The 21,959-nt window shown below is 57.8% G+C and carries 27 protein-coding genes; 12 read left to right on the plus strand and 15 right to left on the minus strand.

The genetic code is table 11. The annotated features are described in order from the left end of the window. The first annotated feature begins 303 nt into the window (after positions 1 to 303). Complete coding sequence (locus ACIY1O_RS12445; RefSeq protein WP_397475415.1) at positions 304 to 573, plus strand: hypothetical protein; 270 nt, start codon at positions 304 to 306, stop codon at positions 571 to 573. A gap of 33 nt (positions 574 to 606) precedes the next feature. Here the strand turns inward: ACIY1O_RS12445 and ACIY1O_RS12450 are convergent, their stop codons facing one another. From ACIY1O_RS12450 to ACIY1O_RS12460, 3 genes are all read right to left on the minus strand, one after another. Beyond that, the gene (locus ACIY1O_RS12450; RefSeq protein ID WP_397475416.1) at positions 607 to 1,065 is read right to left on the minus strand and encodes a hypothetical protein; all 459 of its coding nucleotides are present in this window, start codon (positions 1,063 to 1,065) and stop codon (positions 607 to 609) included. Next, on the minus strand, positions 1,062 to 1,625 hold the full coding sequence (locus tag ACIY1O_RS12455) for a UDP-N-acetylglucosamine acyltransferase (protein WP_397475417.1): 564 nt from the start codon (positions 1,623 to 1,625) through the stop codon (positions 1,062 to 1,064). The genes ACIY1O_RS12450 and ACIY1O_RS12455 overlap by 4 nt, the downstream gene beginning before the upstream one ends. 79 nt (positions 1,626 to 1,704) lie before the next feature. Continuing rightward, positions 1,705 to 2,109 (minus strand): hypothetical protein, encoded by a 405-nt coding sequence (locus ACIY1O_RS12460; RefSeq protein WP_397475418.1) that lies wholly within the window; start codon positions 2,107 to 2,109, stop codon positions 1,705 to 1,707. Between the two features lie 73 nt (positions 2,110 to 2,182). On the opposite strand from ACIY1O_RS12460, the gene ACIY1O_RS12465 reads away from it, so the two are divergent. Beyond that, positions 2,183 to 2,401, plus strand: coding sequence for a helix-turn-helix domain-containing protein (locus tag ACIY1O_RS12465; protein ID WP_397475419.1), 219 nt, complete (start codon positions 2,183 to 2,185; stop codon positions 2,399 to 2,401). A gap of 125 nt (positions 2,402 to 2,526) precedes the next feature. Here the strand turns inward: ACIY1O_RS12465 and ACIY1O_RS12470 are convergent, their stop codons facing one another. Beyond that, positions 2,527 to 2,793 (minus strand): hypothetical protein, encoded by a 267-nt coding sequence (locus ACIY1O_RS12470; protein WP_397475420.1) that lies wholly within the window; start codon positions 2,791 to 2,793, stop codon positions 2,527 to 2,529. 491 nt (positions 2,794 to 3,284) lie between these two features. Between ACIY1O_RS12470 and ACIY1O_RS12475 the strand changes: the two genes are divergently transcribed. Continuing rightward, positions 3,285 to 3,590 carry a hypothetical protein gene (locus ACIY1O_RS12475; protein WP_397475421.1) on the plus strand — a complete coding sequence of 102 codons (306 nt, stop codon included), beginning with the start codon at positions 3,285 to 3,287 and terminating at the stop codon, positions 3,588 to 3,590. 534 nt (positions 3,591 to 4,124) lie between these two features. Here the strand turns inward: ACIY1O_RS12475 and ACIY1O_RS12480 are convergent. The 5 genes from ACIY1O_RS12480 to ACIY1O_RS12500 form a co-directional block, all read right to left on the minus strand. Next, on the minus strand, positions 4,125 to 4,418 hold the full coding sequence (locus ACIY1O_RS12480; protein WP_397475422.1) for an addiction module antidote protein: 294 nt from the start codon (positions 4,416 to 4,418) through the stop codon (positions 4,125 to 4,127). Continuing rightward, the gene (locus ACIY1O_RS12485) at positions 4,415 to 4,684 is read right to left on the minus strand and encodes a type II toxin-antitoxin system RelE/ParE family toxin (protein ID WP_397475423.1); all 270 of its coding nucleotides are present in this window, start codon (positions 4,682 to 4,684) and stop codon (positions 4,415 to 4,417) included. The genes ACIY1O_RS12480 and ACIY1O_RS12485 overlap by 4 nt, the downstream gene beginning before the upstream one ends. Before the next feature lie 162 nt (positions 4,685 to 4,846). Next, positions 4,847 to 5,077 carry a hypothetical protein gene (locus ACIY1O_RS12490; protein WP_397475424.1) on the minus strand — a complete coding sequence of 77 codons (231 nt, stop codon included), beginning with the start codon at positions 5,075 to 5,077 and terminating at the stop codon, positions 4,847 to 4,849. 536 nt (positions 5,078 to 5,613) lie between these two features. Continuing rightward, positions 5,614 to 7,086 carry a phospholipase D-like domain-containing protein gene (locus ACIY1O_RS12495; RefSeq protein ID WP_397475425.1) on the minus strand — a complete coding sequence of 491 codons (1,473 nt, stop codon included), beginning with the start codon at positions 7,084 to 7,086 and terminating at the stop codon, positions 5,614 to 5,616. A gap of 44 nt (positions 7,087 to 7,130) precedes the next feature. Next, a complete protein-coding gene (locus ACIY1O_RS12500) occupies positions 7,131 to 8,600 on the minus strand; it encodes a helix-turn-helix transcriptional regulator (RefSeq protein ID WP_397475426.1) in 1,470 nt (489 codons plus the stop codon). Positions 8,601 to 8,817: 217 nt separating this feature from the next. Here ACIY1O_RS12500 and ACIY1O_RS12505 point away from each other — a divergent pair, with 217 nt between their 5' ends. Next, positions 8,818 to 9,096: a hypothetical protein gene (locus ACIY1O_RS12505; protein WP_397475427.1), complete on the plus strand. Its 279-nt coding sequence runs from the start codon at positions 8,818 to 8,820 to the stop codon at positions 9,094 to 9,096. 44 nt (positions 9,097 to 9,140) lie between these two features. Here ACIY1O_RS12505 and ACIY1O_RS12510 read toward each other — a convergent pair whose 3' ends face one another. The 4 genes from ACIY1O_RS12510 to ACIY1O_RS12525 all read right to left on the minus strand — a co-directional run bounded on the left by ACIY1O_RS12510 (position 9,141) and on the right by ACIY1O_RS12525 (position 10,792). Further along, positions 9,141 to 9,500 carry a hypothetical protein gene (locus tag ACIY1O_RS12510; protein ID WP_397475428.1) on the minus strand — a complete coding sequence of 120 codons (360 nt, stop codon included), beginning with the start codon at positions 9,498 to 9,500 and terminating at the stop codon, positions 9,141 to 9,143. A 19-nt stretch (positions 9,501 to 9,519) separates the two neighbouring features. Then, the gene (locus ACIY1O_RS12515; protein WP_397475429.1) at positions 9,520 to 10,017 is read right to left on the minus strand and encodes a hypothetical protein; all 498 of its coding nucleotides are present in this window, start codon (positions 10,015 to 10,017) and stop codon (positions 9,520 to 9,522) included. A gap of 169 nt (positions 10,018 to 10,186) precedes the next feature. Beyond that, on the minus strand, positions 10,187 to 10,387 hold the full coding sequence (locus ACIY1O_RS12520) for a hypothetical protein (RefSeq protein ID WP_397475430.1): 201 nt from the start codon (positions 10,385 to 10,387) through the stop codon (positions 10,187 to 10,189). A 123-nt stretch (positions 10,388 to 10,510) separates the two neighbouring features. Continuing rightward, positions 10,511 to 10,792 carry a hypothetical protein gene (locus tag ACIY1O_RS12525; RefSeq protein ID WP_397475431.1) on the minus strand — a complete coding sequence of 94 codons (282 nt, stop codon included), beginning with the start codon at positions 10,790 to 10,792 and terminating at the stop codon, positions 10,511 to 10,513. Between the two features lie 457 nt (positions 10,793 to 11,249). Here ACIY1O_RS12525 and ACIY1O_RS12530 point away from each other — a divergent pair, with 457 nt between their 5' ends. The 8 genes from ACIY1O_RS12530 (at position 11,250) to ACIY1O_RS12565 (ending at position 20,150) form a co-directional block, all read left to right on the plus strand. Further along, positions 11,250 to 12,158, plus strand: a complete 909-nt coding sequence (locus ACIY1O_RS12530) for a TrbG/VirB9 family P-type conjugative transfer protein (RefSeq protein WP_397475432.1) — start codon at positions 11,250 to 11,252, stop codon at positions 12,156 to 12,158. Next, a complete protein-coding gene (locus tag ACIY1O_RS12535) occupies positions 12,158 to 13,813 on the plus strand; it encodes a hypothetical protein (protein ID WP_397475433.1) in 1,656 nt (551 codons plus the stop codon). Before ACIY1O_RS12530 ends, ACIY1O_RS12535 begins: the two co-directional genes overlap by 1 nt. A gap of 11 nt (positions 13,814 to 13,824) precedes the next feature. Further along, positions 13,825 to 15,126 carry a type IV pilus inner membrane component PilO gene (locus ACIY1O_RS12540; protein ID WP_397475434.1) on the plus strand — a complete coding sequence of 434 codons (1,302 nt, stop codon included), beginning with the start codon at positions 13,825 to 13,827 and terminating at the stop codon, positions 15,124 to 15,126. Beyond that, positions 15,098 to 15,604 carry a hypothetical protein gene (locus ACIY1O_RS12545; RefSeq protein ID WP_397475435.1) on the plus strand — a complete coding sequence of 169 codons (507 nt, stop codon included), beginning with the start codon at positions 15,098 to 15,100 and terminating at the stop codon, positions 15,602 to 15,604. The genes ACIY1O_RS12540 and ACIY1O_RS12545 overlap by 29 nt, the downstream gene beginning before the upstream one ends. Before the next feature lie 3 nt (positions 15,605 to 15,607). Beyond that, positions 15,608 to 17,374 carry an ATPase, T2SS/T4P/T4SS family gene (locus tag ACIY1O_RS12550; protein WP_397475436.1) on the plus strand — a complete coding sequence of 589 codons (1,767 nt, stop codon included), beginning with the start codon at positions 15,608 to 15,610 and terminating at the stop codon, positions 17,372 to 17,374. A 65-nt stretch (positions 17,375 to 17,439) separates the two neighbouring features. Further along, positions 17,440 to 18,498: a type II secretion system F family protein gene (locus tag ACIY1O_RS12555; protein WP_397475437.1), complete on the plus strand. Its 1,059-nt coding sequence runs from the start codon at positions 17,440 to 17,442 to the stop codon at positions 18,496 to 18,498. A 44-nt stretch (positions 18,499 to 18,542) separates the two neighbouring features. Then, entirely contained in the window at positions 18,543 to 19,115 is a 573-nt protein-coding gene (locus ACIY1O_RS12560) for a type 4 pilus major pilin (RefSeq protein WP_397475438.1), read from the plus strand. A gap of 15 nt (positions 19,116 to 19,130) precedes the next feature. Next, a complete protein-coding gene (locus ACIY1O_RS12565; protein ID WP_397475439.1) occupies positions 19,131 to 20,150 on the plus strand; it encodes a type II secretion system protein in 1,020 nt (339 codons plus the stop codon). A gap of 10 nt (positions 20,151 to 20,160) precedes the next feature. On the opposite strand, the gene ACIY1O_RS12570 is transcribed toward ACIY1O_RS12565, so the two are convergent. Continuing rightward, the gene (locus tag ACIY1O_RS12570; protein ID WP_397475440.1) at positions 20,161 to 21,366 is read right to left on the minus strand and encodes a urate hydroxylase PuuD; all 1,206 of its coding nucleotides are present in this window, start codon (positions 21,364 to 21,366) and stop codon (positions 20,161 to 20,163) included. A gap of 57 nt (positions 21,367 to 21,423) precedes the next feature. Continuing rightward, complete coding sequence (gene uraH / locus ACIY1O_RS12575; protein ID WP_397475441.1) at positions 21,424 to 21,777, minus strand: hydroxyisourate hydrolase; 354 nt, start codon at positions 21,775 to 21,777, stop codon at positions 21,424 to 21,426. Positions 21,778 to 21,959: the final 182 nt, after the last annotated feature.

Here is a 21,959-nt window from a genome sequence, read left to right on the forward strand (position 1 = left end):
CTCACTCTGAGTTACCTACCGCCTGAAAAAATAATTAGGCCCAGCACAATGGTTAAGATAATGCCAATAATTTGGCGTCCGCTCAGCCCAGTGCCGCCGAAGTCCGGTGGAGGCGCCTCAGGCACAGGCGTCAGCTTGCAACCGCAGTGCTTGCACACGCGAGCCTGTTTCAGTACGTACTCTGCGCAGTCTGGGCAGGTCACGTGGGTGCTTGGACTTGGTATGCCGTGAGTCGTCGTTGGCAGGGTTTGTTTGCTCAAATCCTTTGACACAGCCAAGAAAATAGCCGCGAGGATTGGGCTGATGAATACAGCGAGCACGAACCAGCCCAAACCACTGCGCCCTTTATTGCTCGCCCATATCCCGATTGCGATGGACACCAGAAACCAAAATAAAATTATTTCCATTACAAACCCACATCAAACTAAATCCCAGAATCACTTCCCCCTGAAAGCCACCCACGTCACGATCGCCACGACCACCATGCCGACAACAATTAACACGTCAGCGGTGATGCGGGAACCGAAGAAAGAGGGCATCTGGAATTATCCTTACAAAAACACATCAAACTAAATTCTTGTTATCCACGAGGCTAAAGCATTGGCCTTACGTAGATGCCCGTGGATCCGCGATTATCCTTGAGGGCGATCCATACAGAACAAGAACCTTATCTCCTTCGGAAAAACGCGGGTCCGCGCCTTGCACAATCGTCATCAGATTGCCGTTTGATGTCTGAACTACGTATTCAATGGCCGTTTGTTTTGTAGCATTGCTTTCGACAGCGGCCCCGGCGAGCCCGCCGATGACTGCGCCACCAATCGCGCCGAGCACGTTCGCCCTTGCGCCGCCGCCTATGGCCGACCCTGCTGTCGCGCCGGCTGCAACCCCTACCGCCGCTCCTGTTCCGGTGGTTCCTGTTACATCAACATCGCGAGCGCTTATGATTGTCGCCGCAACGCTGCGGTTAACTTGCCCCACCGATGATACTGGGTAGGCGTTCGGACTGATGTTAGCTGCGCAGCCGGCGAGCAGGCCCACGACGAAAAGCAGGGCAATTCGAGTCATTTCTGCGCAACCTCAGATGGGAACATGGGCTTCGATGCGTCTATGGTTTCCAGCGCCTGAAGAAACTGAGCAATGTTCTGTTGTACGGATCGGTTGAGTGACTCGCGGGCTCGGACCATTCCAACAAAGGCATAATCGAAGGGTACAACTCCGTCTGCTGCGATGTCCTGGGTGAAAATAATATCGCCGTTTGCCCTATCGATTAGTTCATACCTTGCAGCTGATTTCGTAGTCATGCTTGCGCCAAACGAGGGCATGTCTATAGCCAGAATCTTTACTGTAAGATTGACGCGCTTTTCTGCGTCATCTCGAAAAATTGCCATTCGGTTGATCGCGTCCTGCAGGGCTGCTTGCCATAAAGGGGCTGCGACCTCTGCGCCAGATGGCAGATCGCCTGTCTTTTCCTCAGGGTTCGCCAAGCTTACTGTGATGGATTTAAGCTCTGCATCTATCTTTTTCTCGCTATATCCTACGGTCGATACTGCGAAATTCACAGGTGGCATGCTTTGGCAGCCTGCCAGTCCAATCAAAACAGCAAACGACGCTATCAGCTTTCGCATTTCTCTTCCCTTACAAAAATACATCAAACTAAATTTTTGTTACTGCGCGGCCAATTGAAAGAAAGCACTCACTACAAATCTAGCTAAATTTTTTGTCGCTTAGATATTTCGTGGCATCGGCGAGGAGGTACTTCTTTTCTTTCTTCCCTAGGGCGCGGTAGGCGGCGAGCAAGTCCCGCTCATCTTCGGGCAGCACCGCTTCTAATTCCTCATCAGTCACGAGCTTCGGAACATTGTTTCTTGGGTCCATGCCTGGCACAAACAATTGCCAGACCTCAACGCCGAACGTTGCAGCAACACCATCGAGCTTGTCGATGGCTGCTGCCGACGCTCCTATCTTGTCACCATTCCGTAGGCGGTCGAAGGTGGAGCGAGAAACGGTTTGGGTTGCTGCGCTGGCATTCGCGTTCGACGAATAAATCCCCGTCGGCCCGATCAGCCGGTTCATAGTATCTGCAAGGGTTTTCATGGCGTCGGTGCTCATATTTGGGATGTTCCCAGATTATTTAACCCAAGTGCGGGTTTAGGTGGCCCAAATATGAGTCGATAATGGGCGCATGGAACAGAAAACAATCCTTCTCATCGACGTCGTGACGCACTTGCGCGGCGTCAAGTGGAGCCATCTCCCGAAGCTGGCTGGCGATACGGGTGTGCCCGAAAGCACCATAAAGAAGATTCGGTCCGGCGAGGTGAAAGATCCGCGCATCAGCACTATCGAGGCGCTCCACCACCACTTTGCGTCGAGGCCCGAACTCAAAGAGGAGTCTCATGTTTAAACGCCTATATGCACGAATCATCCTGTTTCTTATTCGTCCGACGCTGGAACGGATGTGTGTCGTGCGCGTACAGGACCGCATTCGCAGCCCTGGCTGGGAGATACGCAAGAGCGGAGAGATCACGATCACTCCACATGCTTCATCTGTTTGAGCAGGTCCGACATGTCACGCATAGGTATCCGCAAAGGCCCTTCGAAATCCTCGAGAAGCTCTGTGTCCGGCGGCTGGCCAAGGAAGTACAGGACTGATTCTTCGAGTGCTTGCCGGTTGAAATTCGGTGATGCCTGTACGGAAGCCTTGAGCGCGGCTAGCGACGCCAGCATGCCTAGCCGGAACGCTTTCAGCTCTTCAACTGCCTTTATGGGATCAGGAGGTATGTTGCTCTCAGCCATGGTCAATCCTTTTCGGAAAAGTTTGGTTACTGGAGTCTCCAAGCCTAATCGAACTGGGTTGACCGCCCCTATGGGCATTGACCCCCATATCAATGCACCGTCAGCGCGCCATCGTCGCCTATATGGCAACGCAAGCAGCACGACACAGCTACGCTAAGTCAGGACACGCGAGTGATCAAGCCGCGCCACGAGGTGGTATTGGCCGCATAGATTTGAATTGCTGGGCCACTGGCTCCGTTTCTTTCGCCTACTCACAGGTGCTAAGGGCGGGACTTTTGTTTTGTGCCTTGGCTTCGGCCCCAATTAGCTGCCCTGACTCGGTTGGTTACGGACGAAACGGGGTACGGGTCGCGCCGCTACGTCATGCTGGTATCCTAGTAACACATCAATAATAAAGTAGGCCGACAAGCCGCATGATGAAAAATAAAGGCCACGCAGCGGCACATGAGCCCATGGTTATTCTGCCTAGCGACGATGCCGGAGTCGTTAGCATGGATCAAAGAATACAAGAGTTAGCCGACCGAATTGAAGAGGGGAATAGGCGAGGCAAGCGCGTTCCGATGACGGACGATGATTGGGTGACGTTGTCTGTTCGCACTAGTCACGAACTGGCCGAACAGCACGGCATCCCCTACGCATACATGACCGAAGAAGAGAAGGTGGCATGTGATTTTGTAGCCGCCCAGCGTACAAGAGAACCTCGGGATAAATACAATAGGGCTGGGTGGCTTGGCGTAGTTTCATGGGCCGTCATAGGGCTTACCGCTGTAGTCGTGGCGGTTGTGATCCTGAGGTAAGTCCGCTCGAATGGGTTGACAAGACTCAGCGAACGGTGCGTAGTTTCGTACTTAGGTACGGCAGTTCGTGAAACAGAACGGACAGAACACAGTGTTGCATTGTGGGTTTTGGCTAACGTCGTCAAATCGCAGTGGCGCGACACGAACCAGAGCAGGGCGATAGCCTTCTGTTAACTGGATACGAGGCCACACATCAGAGGTTACACATCTTCGGGTTGCTTTTGGTGTGTGGCCTTTTGCGTTCTGGTGGTTCTGTTGAATGGGCATTGCTCTTTAACAACCTGGAGGTTGGGGGCGGCGCTCGTGTTTGACTTGATCATGCTTATAGGCTATTGCCAGCCAAGCGAACAGACTGTCGAGAACCAAAGCGCTCGAGATGTCATCCAGTTTTGTTGGTCTGAGACCGAAAGAAAAGCGCTGACACCTGCTGAGCAGCGTTTTACGGCTAGAACCTGTGAGCACATGGAGGGTGAGTTCCGCAAGAAGTACGGGCATCACCCTTGAGGGGATGCCCGCCGCGTTGAGCGGCTATTTTTAAGCGTGGACAGGCTCTACGGTGAGCTTTACACCTGCGGCGCGGGCTAGTTTTAGCACCGTGTCGTAGCGGGGCTTGGCTCCTGGGGCGAGTGCCTTATATAGGCTTTCACGACCAAGCCCGGCGTCTTTGGCCATTTTGGTCATGCCGCGAGCTTTGGCCACGTCGGACAGTGCAGCAAGGAATAGGGCGGGGTCGTCTTCTTCTAAGGCTGCAGATAGGTACTCGGCAATCGCTTCTTCGCTGTCAAGATACTCTGCGGCGTCGAAGGGGGCTATTTTTATGGAAGTCATGGCTGTTCCTCTTTAATCTGTTTCCACATGGTTATGGCGGTCTTAACGTCCCGTTTTTGCGTAGACTTGTCGCCGCCAATCAATAAGAGGTATACGGCTCGGCCCTCGCGGGCGTAGTAAATATGATAGCCTGGGCCGAAGTGAATGCGCATTTCCGAAACGCCATCGCTGATGGGCTTTACGTCGCCGAGGTTGCCTTGGCCGCTTGGCGCATGCGAACAATTATTTTCGCCCTTGCTTTCAGGTCCTTGAGCTCGGCTAGCCATTCAGTAAATTCGGCAGTTCGGTTAATCGAGTTCATGACCATCATGGTATCCGATTGGATACGTTGTTGCAATTGTTTTGCCCTGCCTTGCGGGGCATTTTTTATTTGCGCCCAGTATGCTGGGCGCAAATAAAAAACCCCGCATGGCGGGGTCGCTTTCTGTTTAATGCTTCTTTTTGTCGATATGTGCCTTGGCTCGCACCAGGGCGTCTTCACTGGCTGCTTCAAAGTCGAAATACACGGCTATTTCCGTCTCGAGGTTGGTCCATTTCCGGCTGGCGGTTTCTGGTGCGTCTTTAGTAATGCGAACGCCGGCGAGAAAAAGCCCTTCATCTTCTACTTCAGTCAGTTCGATCCATTGTCCCTTGTATGGGGATTCGACAGTTGCCCGCATGACAGGCTCCTTTTTGTGAGTCCTGGGCCTACTCATATTATCGACATTCATTCGGCCGGTTGTAGTATTTGGTAAGTGCCGCGACTCTGTAGCTGACACAAGTCTGCTCTTGGAATTCGACACCTGACGCGTCTAGGGCCTGAGCTTCGCAGTTACTATGAATTACTCGGCTGAATCGTTGCCTGCACCGGCCGACCATACAATGGAAACGGGGCGCCACAGGCGCTGTTGTGTTCCAATCAGGTGTAAGTTTCTTAGTCTTATTTGCGGGATCAGGGTTTATGCGTCTTCAGAGTTTCAGCCGTTGCGGCACGGTGGTACTGCTTGCCGGGTTGGTATCCGGGTGTTCGTTCGGAGGGTCGCCAGCTTCCGGTGATTCCGCAAGCGCGCATCATCGCAGTGATTGCTACGGGAACCGGAGCGGCTGCATGTATGAAGGCCGCTACGAGTCGGGAGAGCGGGACTATGCCGAAGAGGAAGCCAGGCGGCTGAATCGCGCTGCGCTGCAACGGCTGCGGCGCGGCGGCTAACCAAGCCTAGGTGCCGCGTTTCCTTCGTCGGCGTATCCATGACAAACCTTGAGCCCAGTGTTTGCGCAGCCCTCGCTGGCTCATGGGCTCGAGAAATCCCTCGGCGTCTTCGGGATCGAGCAATTCGTTGTCGGCGATGTATTGTTCAAGGGGGCCCGGAGTGATGAGATCGAGAGCCTCTAGGGTTTTGCCGTTTCCGCGCAACGCTTCGATGGTTTCGATCAACGATTCGCACTGCTCGAACCTGGTCGCAAACAAGTCGGGGGTGACGTCCAGATGTTCGCTTAGGAGCCTTGTTCGCAGGTCAGCCATGGCCTTGGGTGTGCCGTGATTGGGCTCAAACGCTGCGTCTATGATCACGTCGCACTCTGAATCCAGCCCCAACGACCGGTTATTGAGATTCGACGAACCGATGCGCAGAAGCCGGTCGTCGACGATGGCAACCTTGGCATGAACATAGATGTCGCCGCCTTGCTGAGTAACGGGAACATAAATGCGGAAGCGGTTCTTGTGATCGCATTCGGCGATTTGGCGTGCCAGGCGTGTGCGTGCGGCGTCCATGGCCATTTGTTCAAGCCAGCCGTCTGCGGTGCGCGGCATAACCAGCACGAATTCAGGCGGGTCGGGCTCTTCGAGCCGCTTGGCGATGGCTCCGGCAATTTTGGCTGATGTGAAGTATTGGTTTTCGATATACACAAAGCGCTTGGCCGCACTGATCATATCCAGATAAAGGGCTTCGATTTCTCGTACTTCGGAAAGGTCGTTGTATTGGGCGCGCGTGCGGGCAATACCCACGGCAATGTTTTCGAATTGGACCGCAAGGTCTGCGGGCCACATCTCGCGGGCGGGAGATTCAACAGGTTCGAGTTTTTTCGATGTGGCGCAAAACCACCTGTCACTGCCAAGTTCGCCCAATACGGCCGCGATCGGCCCGGCAAGCATCATGGTGGCATCGTGCCAGGGCGGGTATGGCTTGCCGTTCGGCAGACGCCGGTGTGGGTCTTCGTCTGCGTGGCGCGATGTGTCCCACCGGGCCGTAGCGATGTCGATGCCGCCGCAGACCGCAAGCCGATCATCGAGTACAACAATTTTTTGATGATGGCTGCAACCCGCTGGATGAGCGCCGTCGAAATGGAATTCGATGGCTTCGGTGCGAGCCCAGCGCCACAGGGTCCAGGCTGCTCTGGGAGACAGGAATTGCTTTTTCGCACCAAAGCTCCATTTAAGAATGTCGATGCGGCGCGCGGGGTTCTGCTTGGCCAGGGAGAGAAAAAAATGCCCCAGCGTTTCTCGCCGCTTGGTCGGTTCGAGCAGGACTCGAGTATCGAAATCCCAGCCTATGATCAAGATTCTATGCTGGGCGACAACCATTGACTGGCGTATGCAGCGATAGTAGTCGGCCGCATCGATAATGACGGAAGCGCGGGCGCACTGCTCGATCCGCCAACAATTCCTGCCGGGTGCGAGTATGGGCTCCATTAAGAGGCTCCTAGCGGCGAATGATGAATGGGGCCGTAAGCCGTTTAACCGCCCATGCCGCGTTCGAGCGCCCAGATAATGGCAGCGCCTCGGCGGTGGACGCCTATCTTGCTATACACGGCAGCGACATGGTTGCGAACTGTATGCGGGGATATGCCAAGCGCCCGGCCGATCTCGCGATCATCGCTGCCTTGACACATGTGGACGAGGATTTCGTGTTCGCGCTGGGTCAGGTCGGCCAGTTCAGCTGATTTCCCTGCTTTGCCATGACTTCCCCGCAGTTGGGCCAGTTTCTCTATCACGCTGCGGCTGAACCATGAGGCATCCTGCATGACCACTTCGATGGCTTGCATCAACTCGGCTTCTGAGCGCTTTCGCTGGGTAATGTCTTGAATCACCCAGAGTATGCACCGGTCGCTGCCGATAGTGACCATTTCCGCCGACGCCAGGCAATCCAGGAACTGTCCCGATCGCAGGCGCAGCTGTATCTCGACGTTGCGTATGCTTCCGTCGCGGTCGACCAGCTTGGCGAGATTTTCTTGTGCGTCCGGATCAAGCCATAGCTCTTGTTTGCTTAGCGCCTGATTGGCATCGTCTATGTCGGCGTGTCCGGTGGTTCGTAAAAAGGCCTCGTTGACCTCTAGTAGTTGGCCATCCGCAAGCGTGCTTAATGTCATTGGCACAGGAGCAAGCCTGAAAGCCGTGGAGAAAATTTCTTCTGACTGGCGTAGACGTTCCTGTGCCTGCCGACGGGCTGTAAGATCGATGAAGGTGAATAACATGCAAGGATCACTGTCGACGTCCACCGGCTGTCCCGCAACAATGACATGCAGGTCGCTGCCGTCCGACCGTCGAAGCACGGCTTCCATCTGAGGGATGGTCGCGCCTTGCTCCAGGCTTTCAAGGGCTTCCTGGCGTTGCTCGGCCTGGCGCAACACGTCGATGTCATGGGCGGATTTCCCGATGAGGTCTTGCCGCCGGTAGCCGGTCATGCCGAGAAATCCGTGGTTTACCTTGATATAGCGCAGGTCGGCAAGCTTGCAGATGATCGCGGGCGCGGGATTGACGTTGAACGTCTTTTCGAACCGTTCCTGGGCTTCGTGTTTTTCGGTCGCATCCAGCATGACAAGGGCGCGCGAAAATGTATTGCCGTCGTTCTCAAGAGCTAGGCCGCGGAACTCAAGAATTCGACGAAAGCCGTCGTCATTCTTGCGCCTGACCTCCAGGCATATTTCATTGAAGCTACCGTTGCGCTTGAGTCGGTCTATTGGATATTGCTCGGGGCTGAGCGGGCGAAGATTGCGAAAGCGCAGCGAATGGCGCTTTCGGTAGCCTGCAGCGGTACCCCCAAGGTCTGCCGGCCCATCGGCATCGTGCATCCGCAATGCGGCTTCATTAGCCCAAGTGATGCGCCCGCGCTTGTCGATCAGAAGTATGCCCTCGGAGGAGCGGGTGAAGATTTCGTGGAACAGGGCACTGAAATCGTGAGAGGCCGTGGCGACGGTAGGGGGCATCAGATCTCCTTGTTGGGTTGCGCCCAAAGTATTGCCGGCTTTTGTAGCTTAACTCAGCAGCTTCTCTTTGCGCCAATACTGTGACGCCGCTTGGGATCATGACAAATATACTAGAAGGACTACGCCATTTGCGTCTTTACAGGGCGACATGCTGTCGCTAAGCTTGCGGTCAACACGATTTTGCGTGCCGCGGATTGTTCAACTGTCGTGGGAAAAAATGTCGCACGGTGAATTCATTAAGCGTTTGAATAAAGGCATCGAAGGGCATATCAAGGCCTATTTCGAAGACGCAGAGGGTTGCCTTTTGTACTTGAGTAGGGACGACACGATATACGTGCCCTCGATGCACGTTGAAAAACGCGAGGACGAACTGCTCGATCTGCTTCGCGAAGCAATCCGGGCGGGGGTGTCAGGCCAACACAACGTGACTTTGGCCAGCGATATCTTGCTTTTGCAGCCATGCTCAAGCGAAGATTCCACCAATATGGCGAGCTGATAACGACAGCCGGCTTAAAATTTCTGCTCGTACCGTGCGAAATTCTAGTTGATGGATCGCGGGCCTTGCAATTGCGATTGCATCTCGAGGATAAGAGCTTCCAACTCAGGAGACGTTTGTAATGCCAGCACTGGCACGCCCTCGGCTTCGGAGCTGGCTTGCTCGAGCTTGAGAGTGATGCTCTGGCCCTCGAAGGCCTTGGGATTAGCCTGGATTTGCACGTATTGGTTAAGAAGCCTGTCGACCGCTTTTTGCGCTTCGAGCAGTTGCGTCGAAACCGGTGAATCGGCATGCAGCTTGAATTGCTGCTCGATGGTTTTAGCCAGATCCCAGCTGAAGAACAGAAGGGCGTTCTGGCCATGACATTCGGGGTGCAGAAACCCCCAAGATTCAGGATTCGCCAAAATTATTTGCCAAGAGTGATCAGGGACGCGTGCGCTTACGAATGGTTTTCCCGTCGTAGGCGTACTCGTCTATTTTATCCGGCTTCTGGTCGTTGGGCGTGTGCACCACAAATGAGCTGCCCTTGACCGACACCTTGATCTGATCAGAGCATGAACCAAAGGCCGGTGACATGGTGTAGCCTTTTTCCTTCAAGACGACCCAACGATACGAAACCGGACATTCGGCGTTGCCTGTGTTGATGGAAACCAGCGCAATTTGCGAAGAAGGCAGGCTGAAAGCATAGGGAATATTGAGCAGGCCCTCGACAACAGGCGCTACATCGGCGTCGTTGAAGTGCAGTCTGGATTCATAGATGTACTCGTTATCAATGACCTGAAGCGTGCCGTACGGCGTATCAAGCGCCAGGCGCGAGGGTGCCGCCGGCCAGTTGCTCGATGCGGCAGAAGCCCCGCTTAGCAATGTACCAAGCAAGCAAACCAGCAGAAAATTCTGACGTGTGGGAATAGGGCGACGCATAGCATTCTGGAACCGAGAAACCCTGGCGGCTGAACCGCATGACAGCAGAACGGCTAACAGCCCAATTGTGACAAGATGGCCGCAGCTGGGCACTGAATGTAAAGTCCTTTACATTCTATTCTATTTGTCGCCAGACGTGGAGGGCCAACCGTGAACAACTGCGCCCCTTTTAAACGTTTGAAAAAGTCAGGAATAGGGCGGCAGCCAACAATAAGAAAAAATAGACCGCGATACCTGCCACCAGGCTCTGAACGGCGATGCGTCGTTTATCCCGCCAGCTCAGACGAGAGCGCCCATCATGCCGTCGCGCGGCCCACCAGAACGTGAGCGTCATGGCCAGCATGCTTAGAAAGACAAAAGCGATTTTCATGGCCCCCATTTTAGCGGCTGCGAGCGAGGCAGAACGAAAAGCCCGGCAAAAGCCGGGCTTGGGAGTAAGCCGCACGAAGCCCCGAGGGATCGGTGAGCCGCGTGCCCTTATGGGGCTTGTTTACTAGTAGATGGGGGTGCGCATGATGGAAACACGCAGTTCGCTGAGCGCTTGCGCCGCCTGGCTGTCGAAGTCGTTTTTAGCTATGGCGGTGCTGAGTTTGGTTTCGAGTCCGGCGCAATATCGCGCACGTATAGGCTCGGGCATGTCGTTCAGTTCTTCGATGAACGAAGCTGCGAATTCGTCGCCCAGGCCTGTGAGGTCGGCGAAGTTGACCTCGCCTGATTCATATTGGCGCGTGATTTTCAGTGCACGAGCCCAGTACTGCTCAATGATTTCGTTCATGACTAGTCTCCTGAGTGAGTGCCGTTTTCGGTGGGCTGGTCAAGGACTTATCGCAATGCGATTGCTCGACCCGACCAAGCTGGCAGCATAATTATTGTGTGTGCCGTTGCAGCGCCCTGACGTACGGCGCGCAGCCGCAGCATATGGCCCGGTGGAGGCCGGAGGAAAGGTTTTTTGGCTGGTTAGCTCAGTTGTAATGGGTACCTTCCACGCGGCTCTAGAGTACCAGACAGGTACGAAGTTTGGTGTGACAAATTGAATACGTCTGGCCGACGTAGTGGGGAATTTAAAGCCGGTTGGCAGGTAATGGCTGTAAGTTGTTGAACTATAGAGGTAAACCTTTCAATAGAAATCGCCTGCACGTTGGGACGTTTTCTTCCATGCGTATATCTCGGTCTGGCGATTGGGCTTAAGCCTGGCCAATATCGACTCAACTCAATGATTGGTGGGCGGGTCGATGACAACGCAAACGGCGGTGAAGGCTTGTATCGTGGGGCTATGGGCAACGCTGGCTGTGGGCTGCGCCAGCTTGCCCGATTGGTCCTTATTTGGTCCTCTGCAAACCAACTCGGTAGCGTCTGCAGAAGCTTCTTACGACTTCTCCTGGCGCTTGTCGGGCGATCGGCAGGCGGGTCCGATCCAAGTGTTCGATGATGGCCGGAACACCTGGTTGCAATTCGCTCCAAGCCAAACGATTCCCGCCATTTTTGCTCGCACCGAACAGGGCGACCGGCTTTTGACGCATCGGGTGCAAGGCCCGTATGTCGTGCTTGATGGCGTGTGGCCATTGCTGATCCTGCGTGCCGGGGCGCTCCAGAGCCAGGCGCGGCAAGTGGCGGCCAACGACGAAATTTCCTTATCCGATTACGAGCCGCTGGAAACAGCATCTGATGGGCCGACAGCCGCGCTCGTGGCCAAATCCGGGGAGTTTCCCGTAAATGATGCGGAGCGTCCCGCTGCCCACTTGGCGCCCGCGCCGAATGTCGCGGCCATCGCTCCTTTGTCTTCAGTGTCATCCCCGGCTGGTGAGGCAGTGGCCTTTTCGTTGAGTATGACGCCCGAGGCAAAGCCCATGCTGCGTTATCGGGTTTCCCCCGAAGACGGTAACTTACGCCTGGCCTTGTCGCGCTGGGCACGGTCCGCGGGATGGACATTCGAAGCAGAGCACTGGGCTGTTGACATAGATATTCCTATTGCCGGAACCGCCGTTTTTGAACTGGAGTTCGAAGAGGCTGTGCAGCAGTTGCTTGCGTCCACTGAGCTGTCAGAGCGGCCGTTGCAGCCCTGTTTCTATGCGAACAAGGTTCTGCGTGTTGTCTCGTATGCGCAAAGCTGCGACCGTAGCGCGCCTCTGGAGCGAGCCTGATGACCGCCCCTCGTTCGCAGCTTGATGGGCCGCTTATGCCCAGGCCCGCCGGCGTGTTGCGCTCCATGCCGGGGTGGCGGCTTGTTGCCGTGTTGTGTGTCATTGCGCCGCTGGCAGGTTGCGCCCTGCAACAGAAGCTGCAAGAAATTACCCTCTCGGCAGAGGCTGCCCACGCACAGGTGACGAACGAGCGCCGTATCTTTTCCGATGCGGTGGGCAGTGCACGGGCGCGACGTGCGGCACAGCATGTGGATCGTCCCTGGTTGGCCGGTCGCGCCCAGCCCTTGGCGCGCGAGATCACGCTTCCTCCCGCCTTGCGTGCGGACGTACGTACGACATTGGTTTTCCCGGGTGCGGCGCTCGATCTGCCCGCCATTGCACAGCGCATTACGTTGGCAACAGGCATTCCTGTCCATGTCCGGCCAGATGCACTGCTACCCCAGGAACGCTTTTCGCCCCGCCTGGGCGGGGGCGCGGCGGCATCAGCTCATGCCGTCGGGGCATCGACCTCAATGACTTTGTCGGGCGAACCGGGGCCACTGAGCAAACTGCTTGATCGCATTGCCGCCACACTAGGCGTGCGGTGGCGCTACACCGAGCAGCGCATCGAGTTTTATCGCACTGAAACCCGGGTATTCAATGTGCGGGCCCTTACTCTCAATGCCGATGCTGAAGCGGCGTTGGGCGCGGGAAGCGAGACGTCCGGCCAGGGTTTCTCAAGTGTGTCCAAGACCCGGCTTAGCGGCGGCAAGGTGGCTCTGATGGAGGTCGTGCGCCAGCGGATAGAGCCCTTCTTGTCCCAAGCCGGCGTGGTGGTCGCCGAGCCCGGCGCCAGTTCCCTGGTCGTGGTTACCGACACCCCCGAGGTGCTGCAGCGCATAGCCTTGTATCTTGAACAAGAGAATCGTTCACTGACGCGGCGCGTACGGCTTATCGTGGACGAGATCACGCTGGCGACCCATGAGTCAGGCGACGCGGGGCTTGATTGGAACCTGCTGTTCTCCAGCGCCAAGTTGGCCGCTGCGGCATTTATGCCGGGCAGTGCGCTTGAGCAGGCCGGCGGACTCGGCTTGGGGCTCCAGCAAGGCTCGTTCAGCGGATCAGAGCTGGTGGTGCAGGCCTTGGGGAAGGCCGGAAAGATAGTTCGTCGCAGCAGTTTGCCGGTTCTTACTCTGAATCGCAGGCCTGTCTCACATGCGGTGCGCACCACCTTCTCGTACATAGACCAGGTCCAGACGACCGCGCTGCCCGACGGCTCGGGCGCGGCACTGCCTACCGTGTCGGTTAGTCAGCGTGAGGAAACTGTCGGTTCGCTGTTGACGCTGGTGCCTGACGCGCAAGAAGACGGCCAGATCCTGCTTTCGGTGGCTTACGACAATACCGTGGCCCAGCCCTTGAGGTCGATCACCTTTGGCGACAAAGCTCATCCGCTGCAGTTGCAGCAAATCACCATAGATGGCAACGGAACGGTGCAGCAGGTGGCGCTGCGGCCGGGGCAGCCGTTGGTTATCTCGGGGTTCGAGCGTCGCCAGGAAGAGACGGAAGAGCGCAGGCTCAATCCGGGATTCCCTATGGTGCTGGGGGGCAGCGATAGGGCCGCCAGCCAGCACCTGACGACCATCATGGTGGTCACCGCCCAACTTGAAGAGGGCTGAAAAGGTCCGCCATGCACGATATATTGATTCGTCCCGTCTTGACTTACCACTTGGTCTTCGGGCTGGAATGGCAGCCTTTGATCAGCGGTCGGGCATCCAGGGCCGCGAAACGTATCGCACGTCAGCGCAAGGCAACCCACCTCGTTCTGGATGGCCCTTCGCCTGCATCTTTCGGATATGGGTTGTTGCGCGCTTCGGCGGCCTTGCGTCGGTGTACGCTTCACTCCGCAGCACAGAACATGGCGCGCTTGTATCCGACGGGCAGTGTCGCGTGCGTTCTGCATCTGGGTTTGGCCGGCTATTGGCTGGTGGCGGTGCACGAGGGGGCGGTAATGTCGCGCACCGACGTCGTTTGCCGTTCGATCGAGCAAGCGCACCTGGTGTTGGAGGCGCTGCGGGGCGCGCATCCCCGTCTGGTGGTACTAGGCGCCGGCGACGACGCTCCCAGTCTTGAATCCATAGCCAAGGCGTCAGAACCGGGCACTTTGCTGCGTGATACCGGCCGCCGCCGTCGCCAATGGCTTTTTCGGATCTGCTGCCTGATCCTGACGTGTGCATTGTTGGCGGCCGTGCATGGGGCATGGTTTCCCCGTGCTGTCCAGACAACACAACCTGCCATCCCGACGGCCGAAATTGAATCCCGGTGGCGTCAAGCCATACAAGACGCCGAACGGGGTATGACGGTGCATGGCGTGACAGCCACTCATGCTGCGCTTCGGCAAGTTCAAGGCGTGCCGGCCCGGATTTCGGGTTGGAGTCTGGCCCGAGTCGCCTGCCAGGCGGACGGAGCGTTATGGCGCTGCGTTGCGGATTTTGATCGTCGCCATCCTCGTGCGAACAATGAGGGTTTGCTGACGAGCGTACCGTCGGGGTGGGCGCTGAGCTTTCCCTCGATCGAGCGAGCAAGCGCCGCCTGGGAATTTCGTACCTCGACACAGGTAGTCAGTCCGCGTCATTTGAATACAAGCGCCCATAACCGTCGCCATTTGCAAAGCGCCTGGCAGAGCATGCGGACGGCATTCAGCAAAATCGAGATTGGTCCATCCAAGGTCATCGAGATCAGGGCGCCGTTGGATGATGAAGGACAGCCGCTACCGCAGCCTGCGGGCATGCCTGGGTATTCCAGCAGCGCGGTCCGGTTCGAAGGTCCTTTGCGGTCAGTGAGCCTGCTGCTTCCGCATACTCATTCCATTGGATGGCGCAGCTTCAGCCTTGTCATGGGCACGGCAACCTCGCCCACGCTTGCGTCGAGCCGTTTGCGCGTCACGCTTCACGGAGACCTCTATGAATTACTTGGCGCCGACAAAGCGTAGGCGCGGGCAGCCCGGCAGGTGGCGGGCGCTTCGTTGCCGGAAAATTGCCGGCTTGCTGGCGGTGGTTGCGTATTGCGCCGGCGCTGAGCCGGCAAATGAAGTCGACGAGCTGGCCGCCGACCAGCTTTCAGTGCGCGAGCTGATGCGGCTGGAAACAGAGCAGGCGCTGAAGCGTTTGCGTGCCCAAAGTGATGTGTCCGGCGCCACGATCACCGGGCAGCGCTTCGATCCGTCAAGCAGCAGCGGGCCGTCTGCGGCCAGCCTCGTTGCCATTTATGGGGTGGGCCGCAAGCTTATGGCGCAGGTAATGGTCGATGGCCAGACGCTTTTGTTCATGCGGGGCCGGCCACAGGCTGTGGGGCCGGGAAAGACACATCGCATGCGCCTTGTGGACATCACCGAGCGTTGCGTGGAAATCGCGCTTGGCGAACAGCGCGAATCTCTCTGTGCCCCGGCACAGGGTATCCAAAGGAACTGAAATATGCGTAGCGCATGGACCCGACTTTCCGGCCATAAAACGATGACGGCCACCGCGCCGGCGCCCGGCTTCGACAGCGCCAGCGTCCCTGTGTTCGATGGTCCGGACGACATGCTTCGCATCCGTCCGGCCTTCTTGCGTTCGCTCAGTCGCGAATTGGATGTCGAGGCCTTGGCCGCCCGGCTTTGCCCCATACAACTGGAAGACGAAACAGTGGCCATATTGGCTCTGGCCGAGCACGTCAATGGCGACCAGGCCGATGCGCTGGCGCGGCATGTGATCAGCAGCGGCTACCGCTTGGCGCAGACGCAGCGCTACGTCTTGCCGGCGCCATTGTTGTTGGCCATCGCGCGAGGTCAGATCACGGCAGGCGTGTCGAGCGCGCACGCGCGAAGTGATGCGAAAACTTCCGGGACGGCGTTGTCCGACGCTTTCCAAGACATGCTTGAATGGGGAGTTCGCAATGGCGCCAGTGATCTGCACATCAATATTCGTCTGCGCGATCCTGATTCCGAGGTGAGGTTCACATTATCGGGTCGCTATGTTGCGCCGGAGCGTTTCCAGCGCATTCCGACCCGCACCTTGTTGGATATGCTGGCGGTGGTGTGGATGGACGTTCGCGGGGGCAATGGCGCGGTATTCGACCCCACGAACGAACAGCAGGGCAGCCTTGTCAAGACCGTCGATGGCCGGCAGGTGCTGCTGCGCTGGGCGTCGCTGGCGGCCGAACGCGGCCCCAGTGTATGTTTGCGCCTGTTGCATCGGGATGCATGGCTGGAAACGCCCACGCTCGCCCAACTGGGCTACCTGCCGCATCAATGCGAAATAATCGAGTCAGCCATGGCGACTCAAGGGGGAGCCATTGTTTTCTCGGGCTCGGTCGGCTCGGGCAAATCAACAAGTCTTGCTGCGTTGATCGCGGGCGTGCCATCTGATCGCAAGGTCGTTACCCTGGAAGACCCGGTCGAGTACCTTATTCCCAACGCAGTACAGAACACTGTGGCCCGCGAGCTGCGTGAAACCGCCCACGACGACTACGGCGCAAAGTTGCGAACCCTCAAGCGCTCGGCCATGAATGACGTGTTGCTCGGGGAAGTCCGAGACCTGGAGTCAGGCCGGGCGTTTCTCGACTTGGCGGGCTCTGGTGTGAGCGTGTACACGACTACGCATGCCGCCGGCGCGGCGCTAGTCGGAGATCGGCTGGCGTCCGACTTCATCGGGGTGCCGCGCGATTTTCTTGCCACCCCGGGGGTGCTCAAGTTGCTTGTGCATCAGGCCTTGCTGCCTCTGCTTTGTTCAAATTGTTGCGTGCCGGCAGGCGAAGCCATGAAAATGCAGGCTTCACCGGCCGGGTCGGGTTCGTGGAGCAGATGGCTGGGCATCCTGGCGCGGCTTTATGACGGCGACCCGCGATGTGTGCGGTTGCGTAATCCGGCCGGCTGCGACAAGTGCAGGCAGGCGGGGCCAAGTGAATTGGCGGGGTACCACGGCCGCAGCGTGGTCGCCGAGCACATTGAGCCGACCCTGGATCACGAGCTGCTGCATTCAATCCGGCGCGGCGACAGCCTTGCCTATCTCTGCCGGCCTGCGCCGGTATTTCCGGGCACGCATCGTCCGGAAGCACTTTCATCCATCTTGCATTGCGCCATGTATAAAGCCTTGCTCGGCCTTATCGATGTGCGCGATGTCGAGCGGGCATTCATGTCGCTTCCCGCGCAGGCGCGGCTGTATCGGCTTGGGTTCGGTGCCGGTGTCGAGGCTGCGGCATGAGGCGGGGGGTTGTCATGCGAGGCGCCGGGATGCTGGGCGGGTTGGCAACATACTGGGATAGCCGTATGTTTAGTTCAGCGCGCGCCGACTACTACGAGTTTCTATCGGCTTCGATGCAAAGCGCCAGGGGCCGGCATTCGTTGCGCGATGTTTTCGAGCGTGACGCGCGTCGCTACGCAGGGACTGCGCGCGGCCGCCTGGCGGCGTCCTGGAGCCGCATTTATGCGGAGTCCGGCGGCGATCTCTACGCCACATGGTCTGGATGTTTCCCCGCAAGCGAGCTGGCTCTAATCCGCGTCGCGCAGATCTCCGGCAACGAGGCGCTTGTCCATACGTTACGAGACCTGGCGCATGTGGCGGGGCTGGCGCGACACTCGCGACACATACTGCGGGCAACCATACGGTCCGGGGTATTGTCCCTGTGCGTGTTGGCTGCAACGATCCTGGCCGTGCCGCTGTTCACCGTGCCACGACTGGCGAGCTTGTTCGAGGCCTTGCCGGTCGAGTACTTCGGTTCCCGCACACGGGCCTTGTTCGGGTTTGCCGCCGTGGTGGAGTCGGCATGGCCGCCGGCGGCCATTGTCTTGATCCTGGGAGCGGTGGCGGTCGGTTGGTCGGTTGCCAACTTGACCGGCCCCCTTCGCCGCCTTTTGGATCATTGCTCCATTTGGCGCATTCATCGTTGTCTCAGTGCGTTGGGCTTCATGTCTTTCCTGGCCGTGCTGCTTCAGCGACGTGACGCTTCCTCCACTCAATTGCGCACCGCGCTGGCGATGCTTTGCGTTGGCGCGTCACCCTGGATGCGTGGGCACCTGGACGGCATGCTGGGCCGCATCGACCATGGGGTGGTGGGCGCCGAAACATTTGATACGGGCCTGCTTGATCGAGAGCTGTATTGGTATTTGCAGGACATGGCCGACGCTCGAGGTTTGGTCGACGCCCTGATGCTGCTGCGTGACCGCCTTGACGGGCGGGTGCTGCCACAGGTGGCGCGGCAGGCCCAGACGCTTCGCTGGTCATTGCTGGCTTGCTGCGTAACCGGGATGTTGGCGCTGGGCTTGTGGCATTACGCCGTCATCGACGAGTTGCGTCGATCTCTCATGATTTTCTATGCGAGCCAATGAATGACCCAAGGCACGCTTTTTTTCATCGACCCAAGGAGCTCTCCATGAACGCAGCAAACCTTAACGCCGTCCGCCAGAAAGGCTTTTCGCTAGTCGAGGTATCCATTGTCACCGCCATTGTTCTGTTATTGGCCATTATCGGCATTCCTGCCATAGGCAGTTATATCGTCGAGAACAAAGTACCCAAGGCCGGCGAAGAACTTGCCCGGTTCATTCTTCAAACCAAGGTCAATGTTCCCAACGGCAGTTCACAGCCCTATGCCGACATCGGCACCGCGCACTTCGCTGCATTGGCGCGCGATTCCAGCATTTTCTCTGTGGTTGGCGTCGATGCAACGGCCAGAGTGCTGCACGGGCTGGGCTCAGATGGCGAGCTAACGGTGCAGCCCGTCTCCGCGGGCGCGGCCTTTTCCATCGGGCTGTCGCGCGTCCATCATGCGGCATGTCCCTCGCTGGCATCCATCATGCAGCGTGTATCGGACGTCATCACGCTTGCAGCTGATGGCGGCGGGGCAACCGTCGTTAAGGACGCTTCGACACCCTACAGCGCGTTGGCGGTCGAAACCCGTTGCGCACGGGGTGACGCGAATGACTTCGTCTTCACGGTCAGCAGTTAAGCCGAGCTCCCACCTATGAGCACACCCTTGCGCAGGCAGCGGGGTTTCGCCCTGCTTGAATTGACGATTGCTTTGCTGATTGCGACTTTGCTGGCGGTCTTCGCCGCTGATCGTTTCGCACAAAGAGGCCGTGACGCCATGGCAGAGAACCATGCGGTCTGGATGGCTTCGCTGCAACAGGCGGTAATGCGATATCTTGAGCGCTATGCCGGCGCTCTGGTTGAGCAAGGCGAGGCCGCGCAGCTTGCCGGGTTTAGCGACCCCCTTCGTCCGACGCCGGCCGAGCTGAGGGTGGCCGGGTTTCTCGCCCCGGGTTTTCCATTGCACGGCGCGCGAGGCGTGGGCGCGGGAGTACAACTGATACGCGGGGCGGATTGTCCCTCAGAGGCCTGCCGGCTAGACGCTCTTGTCTATAGCGATCAACCCATGGGCATTGATGTTTCGCGCGCTCATCATCCGTCGATGGTCGCTCATTGGTTACTGGTCTCCAAGGGGAGCGGCGGAGCCGTCATGGAAGATCGGCCCCATACGGTGGGGGGCGCCGCATTCTCGTTTCCGAATCCTCCGGTTGTCGGGATGGCCCCATTGCCGGTGGGAACGGTTGCACTGGCCGTGACGGCAGAGCAGTTGGACAGCCTGGCTTACCTAAGGGTGCGGGACCACCGGGATCCCCAGTTCCAGGGGTCGGCCAGCATTGCCGGCAACCTTAGCACCCAGTCAGCCTTATATGTGGAACAACATCTTCACATTAATACGGAAGCGGTTGCGCAAACCTTGTGTGCGCTTGAAGGGGTCGTCGTCCAAGAGCAGCATGGAGGTTTGCTGGTTTGCCGGGCGGGCCGCTGGGCATCGGCGGGCGGACGAGGTGGCGGCGGTTATTCGCTGAACAGCCTTTCGGGCTGCACCGCCACGGGTCTTAACCCCGTGACGGGCAGTTGTTCGTGTCCGCCGGGTTATGGGCCGGTACGCATCGCTGACAGCACCTCGGCCGTACCTTCCGAAGGCCGCACCAGAGGCTATATGTGCGTAGACTGAGCGTGTTTTATCAGCGTCCCGGCCAAGCGGCAATAAGGCTGCGTTCTTCGGGTGTCATCCGGGTGAGATTACCCAAAGGCATGTAGTTGTTGGCAATAACCTGTTTGATCAGGTCTGGGTGGGCAAGCAACTGCTGTTCAGTTTCAAGAGCCATTCCAGCAGGCGCCGCAGGAAAGCCCGGCTGCGTCGGCTTGGCGGCATGACACTGTACGCAACGGGATTCCATGATCTGCATTACCTGTGCCGTGGTGACGGCATCACTTGAATCGGCGCTTGCCATGGGGGAAGGCTTGGGGGCGGCCAGGAATGCAATGATTACCAGCAGCGCCACACCCGCAATGGGATAGGCCGGTTTGTGCGACCCGCTATGACGCAAGACGAAATATTGCCTGATGGCGGCGCCCGAGAAAATGAAAAGGCTGAGGATGATCCACGCATGCGGGCCGCTGTAGATGAAAGAGTAGTGGTTGCTGAGCATCAGCAACACGACCGGCAAGGTGAAATAGGTGTTGTGCACCGAGCGCTGTTTGCCTCGCTTGCCGTCCAGGGCATTGGGCTGTTCTCCGGCCTTGAGCGCGCGAACCATGCGTCGCTGGCCCGGAATGATCCAGAAGAAGACGTTGGCCGACATACAAGTCGCCATTACCGCACCGGTGATCAGGAAGGCTGCGCGCCCGGGGAATATCTGGCAGGCAAGATAAGAAACGGCCACCATCATGACGGCCACCGCCACGCTTAACGCGCCATCGCGCTCCATGGTGGGGCTGATGCGGCGACAGAGCTGATCGTATATGACCCATCCGAATGCCAGGAAGGCGACAGCGACGACGCCGGCTTGCCAGCCGCCAAGCGAGGCGACCCAAGCCCAATCGCTGCCCGGGTTGACCAAGTAGAACGTGGGCTTGGCCAGGTACATGCTGGCGAAAATGGCAAAGCCCGAAAGCCAGGTCGTATAGGCTTTCAAGAATGCCCAATGCAGGTGGTCGGGCATTTTTTCGGGAGTGGTGAGGTACTTCTGATTGTGATAGAAGCCGCCGCCATGGACCTCCCACATTTCTCCGAAGACTCCGCGTTTTTTATCTTCAGCCGATTGGGGCGGTCGCAGGCTGTTGTCGAGCATGACGAAGTAAATGGATTCGCCGATCCAGGCGATGGCCGCGATAACGTGCAACCAGCGCAGCAGCAGATTGCCGAATTCCAACAGGTAAGCTTCCATGAGTCGTATTCCTTTGTGCCGATCGGCGATTGGGGCGCGGCGCCGCCGCGCGGACGATTAGCTGCCGCGGTAGGTGGAGTATGACCAGGGCGTCACGACCAGGGGCACGTGATAGTTTTGCGACGCATCGGAAACGCCGAAACTTACCGTGACCTGGTCAAGAAAGGGGGGATCGGGCAAGGCGACTTGTTTTGCCGAGAAATAGTCGCCCACATGGAATACCAATTCGTAGCGGCCCGGCTTGAGCGTTGGGCCTTGCAGCAAGGGCTCGTCGCAGCGGCCATCGGCGTTGGTGCGCGTTTGCATGACGCGTTCACGGCTGGTGCCGTTCAAGGCGTAGAGTTCTACCGCCACCCCTTTGGCAGGGGCGCCGTGCATGGTGTCAAGCACGTGCGTGGAAAGCTTTCCCATGTTGTCTCCGCTTGGCCGGTGTGTAGAGGCCGGTGTTTTTATGGGTGGAAACCCGAGGGCGCTCGGGATTGTCAACAATTTATGTTGACGATTCTGTTTTAGCTGCCAATAATTGTCAATAGCGGTTTGCCCATATCTTTTTTGAAAATTGTGTTTCGAAGGCGGTCGCGTAAATGTCCAAA

It is taken from the genome of Pusillimonas sp. (assembly GCF_044464525.1).
GTDB lineage: Bacteria > Pseudomonadota > Gammaproteobacteria > Burkholderiales > Burkholderiaceae_B > Pusillimonas.

Excerpts from the sequence above, each read along its gene's own strand:
- ACIY1O_RS12525 (WP_397475431.1), bottom strand. The coding sequence starts at position 10,792 with ATGAACGAAATCATTGAGCAGTACTGGGCTCGTGCACTGAAAATCACG.
- ACIY1O_RS12460 (WP_397475418.1), bottom strand. The coding sequence starts at position 2,109 with ATGAGCACCGACGCCATGAAAACCCTTGCAGATACTATGAACCGGCTG.
- ACIY1O_RS12535 (WP_397475433.1), top strand. The coding sequence starts at position 12,158 with ATGACCGCCCCTCGTTCGCAGCTTGATGGGCCGCTTATGCCCAGGCCC.
- ACIY1O_RS12555 (WP_397475437.1), top strand. The coding sequence starts at position 17,440 with ATGTTTAGTTCAGCGCGCGCCGACTACTACGAGTTTCTATCGGCTTCG.
- ACIY1O_RS12485 (WP_397475423.1), bottom strand. The coding sequence starts at position 4,684 with ATGGCTAGCCGAGCTCAAGGACCTGAAAGCAAGGGCGAAAATAATTGT.
- ACIY1O_RS12495 (WP_397475425.1), bottom strand. The coding sequence starts at position 7,086 with ATGGAGCCCATACTCGCACCCGGCAGGAATTGTTGGCGGATCGAGCAG.
- ACIY1O_RS12545 (WP_397475435.1), top strand. The coding sequence starts at position 15,098 with ATGAATTACTTGGCGCCGACAAAGCGTAGGCGCGGGCAGCCCGGCAGG.
- uraH (WP_397475441.1), bottom strand. The coding sequence starts at position 21,777 with ATGGGAAAGCTTTCCACGCACGTGCTTGACACCATGCACGGCGCCCCT.
- ACIY1O_RS12465 (WP_397475419.1), top strand. The coding sequence starts at position 2,183 with ATGGAACAGAAAACAATCCTTCTCATCGACGTCGTGACGCACTTGCGC.
- ACIY1O_RS12505 (WP_397475427.1), top strand. The coding sequence starts at position 8,818 with ATGTCGCACGGTGAATTCATTAAGCGTTTGAATAAAGGCATCGAAGGG.
- ACIY1O_RS12560 (WP_397475438.1), top strand. The coding sequence starts at position 18,543 with ATGAACGCAGCAAACCTTAACGCCGTCCGCCAGAAAGGCTTTTCGCTA.
- ACIY1O_RS12450 (WP_397475416.1), bottom strand. The coding sequence starts at position 1,065 with ATGACTCGAATTGCCCTGCTTTTCGTCGTGGGCCTGCTCGCCGGCTGC.
- ACIY1O_RS12515 (WP_397475429.1), bottom strand. The coding sequence starts at position 10,017 with ATGCGTCGCCCTATTCCCACACGTCAGAATTTTCTGCTGGTTTGCTTG.
- ACIY1O_RS12530 (WP_397475432.1), top strand. The coding sequence starts at position 11,250 with ATGACAACGCAAACGGCGGTGAAGGCTTGTATCGTGGGGCTATGGGCA.
- ACIY1O_RS12520 (WP_397475430.1), bottom strand. The coding sequence starts at position 10,387 with ATGAAAATCGCTTTTGTCTTTCTAAGCATGCTGGCCATGACGCTCACG.
- ACIY1O_RS12540 (WP_397475434.1), top strand. The coding sequence starts at position 13,825 with ATGCACGATATATTGATTCGTCCCGTCTTGACTTACCACTTGGTCTTC.
- ACIY1O_RS12480 (WP_397475422.1), bottom strand. The coding sequence starts at position 4,418 with ATGACTTCCATAAAAATAGCCCCCTTCGACGCCGCAGAGTATCTTGAC.
- ACIY1O_RS12490 (WP_397475424.1), bottom strand. The coding sequence starts at position 5,077 with ATGCGGGCAACTGTCGAATCCCCATACAAGGGACAATGGATCGAACTG.
- ACIY1O_RS12565 (WP_397475439.1), top strand. The coding sequence starts at position 19,131 with ATGAGCACACCCTTGCGCAGGCAGCGGGGTTTCGCCCTGCTTGAATTG.
- ACIY1O_RS12475 (WP_397475421.1), top strand. The coding sequence starts at position 3,285 with ATGGATCAAAGAATACAAGAGTTAGCCGACCGAATTGAAGAGGGGAAT.
- ACIY1O_RS12455 (WP_397475417.1), bottom strand. The coding sequence starts at position 1,625 with ATGCGAAAGCTGATAGCGTCGTTTGCTGTTTTGATTGGACTGGCAGGC.
- ACIY1O_RS12500 (WP_397475426.1), bottom strand. The coding sequence starts at position 8,600 with ATGCCCCCTACCGTCGCCACGGCCTCTCACGATTTCAGTGCCCTGTTC.
- ACIY1O_RS12550 (WP_397475436.1), top strand. The coding sequence starts at position 15,608 with ATGCGTAGCGCATGGACCCGACTTTCCGGCCATAAAACGATGACGGCC.
- ACIY1O_RS12570 (WP_397475440.1), bottom strand. The coding sequence starts at position 21,366 with ATGGAAGCTTACCTGTTGGAATTCGGCAATCTGCTGCTGCGCTGGTTG.
- ACIY1O_RS12445 (WP_397475415.1), top strand. The coding sequence starts at position 304 with ATGAATACAGCGAGCACGAACCAGCCCAAACCACTGCGCCCTTTATTG.
- ACIY1O_RS12470 (WP_397475420.1), bottom strand. The coding sequence starts at position 2,793 with ATGGCTGAGAGCAACATACCTCCTGATCCCATAAAGGCAGTTGAAGAG.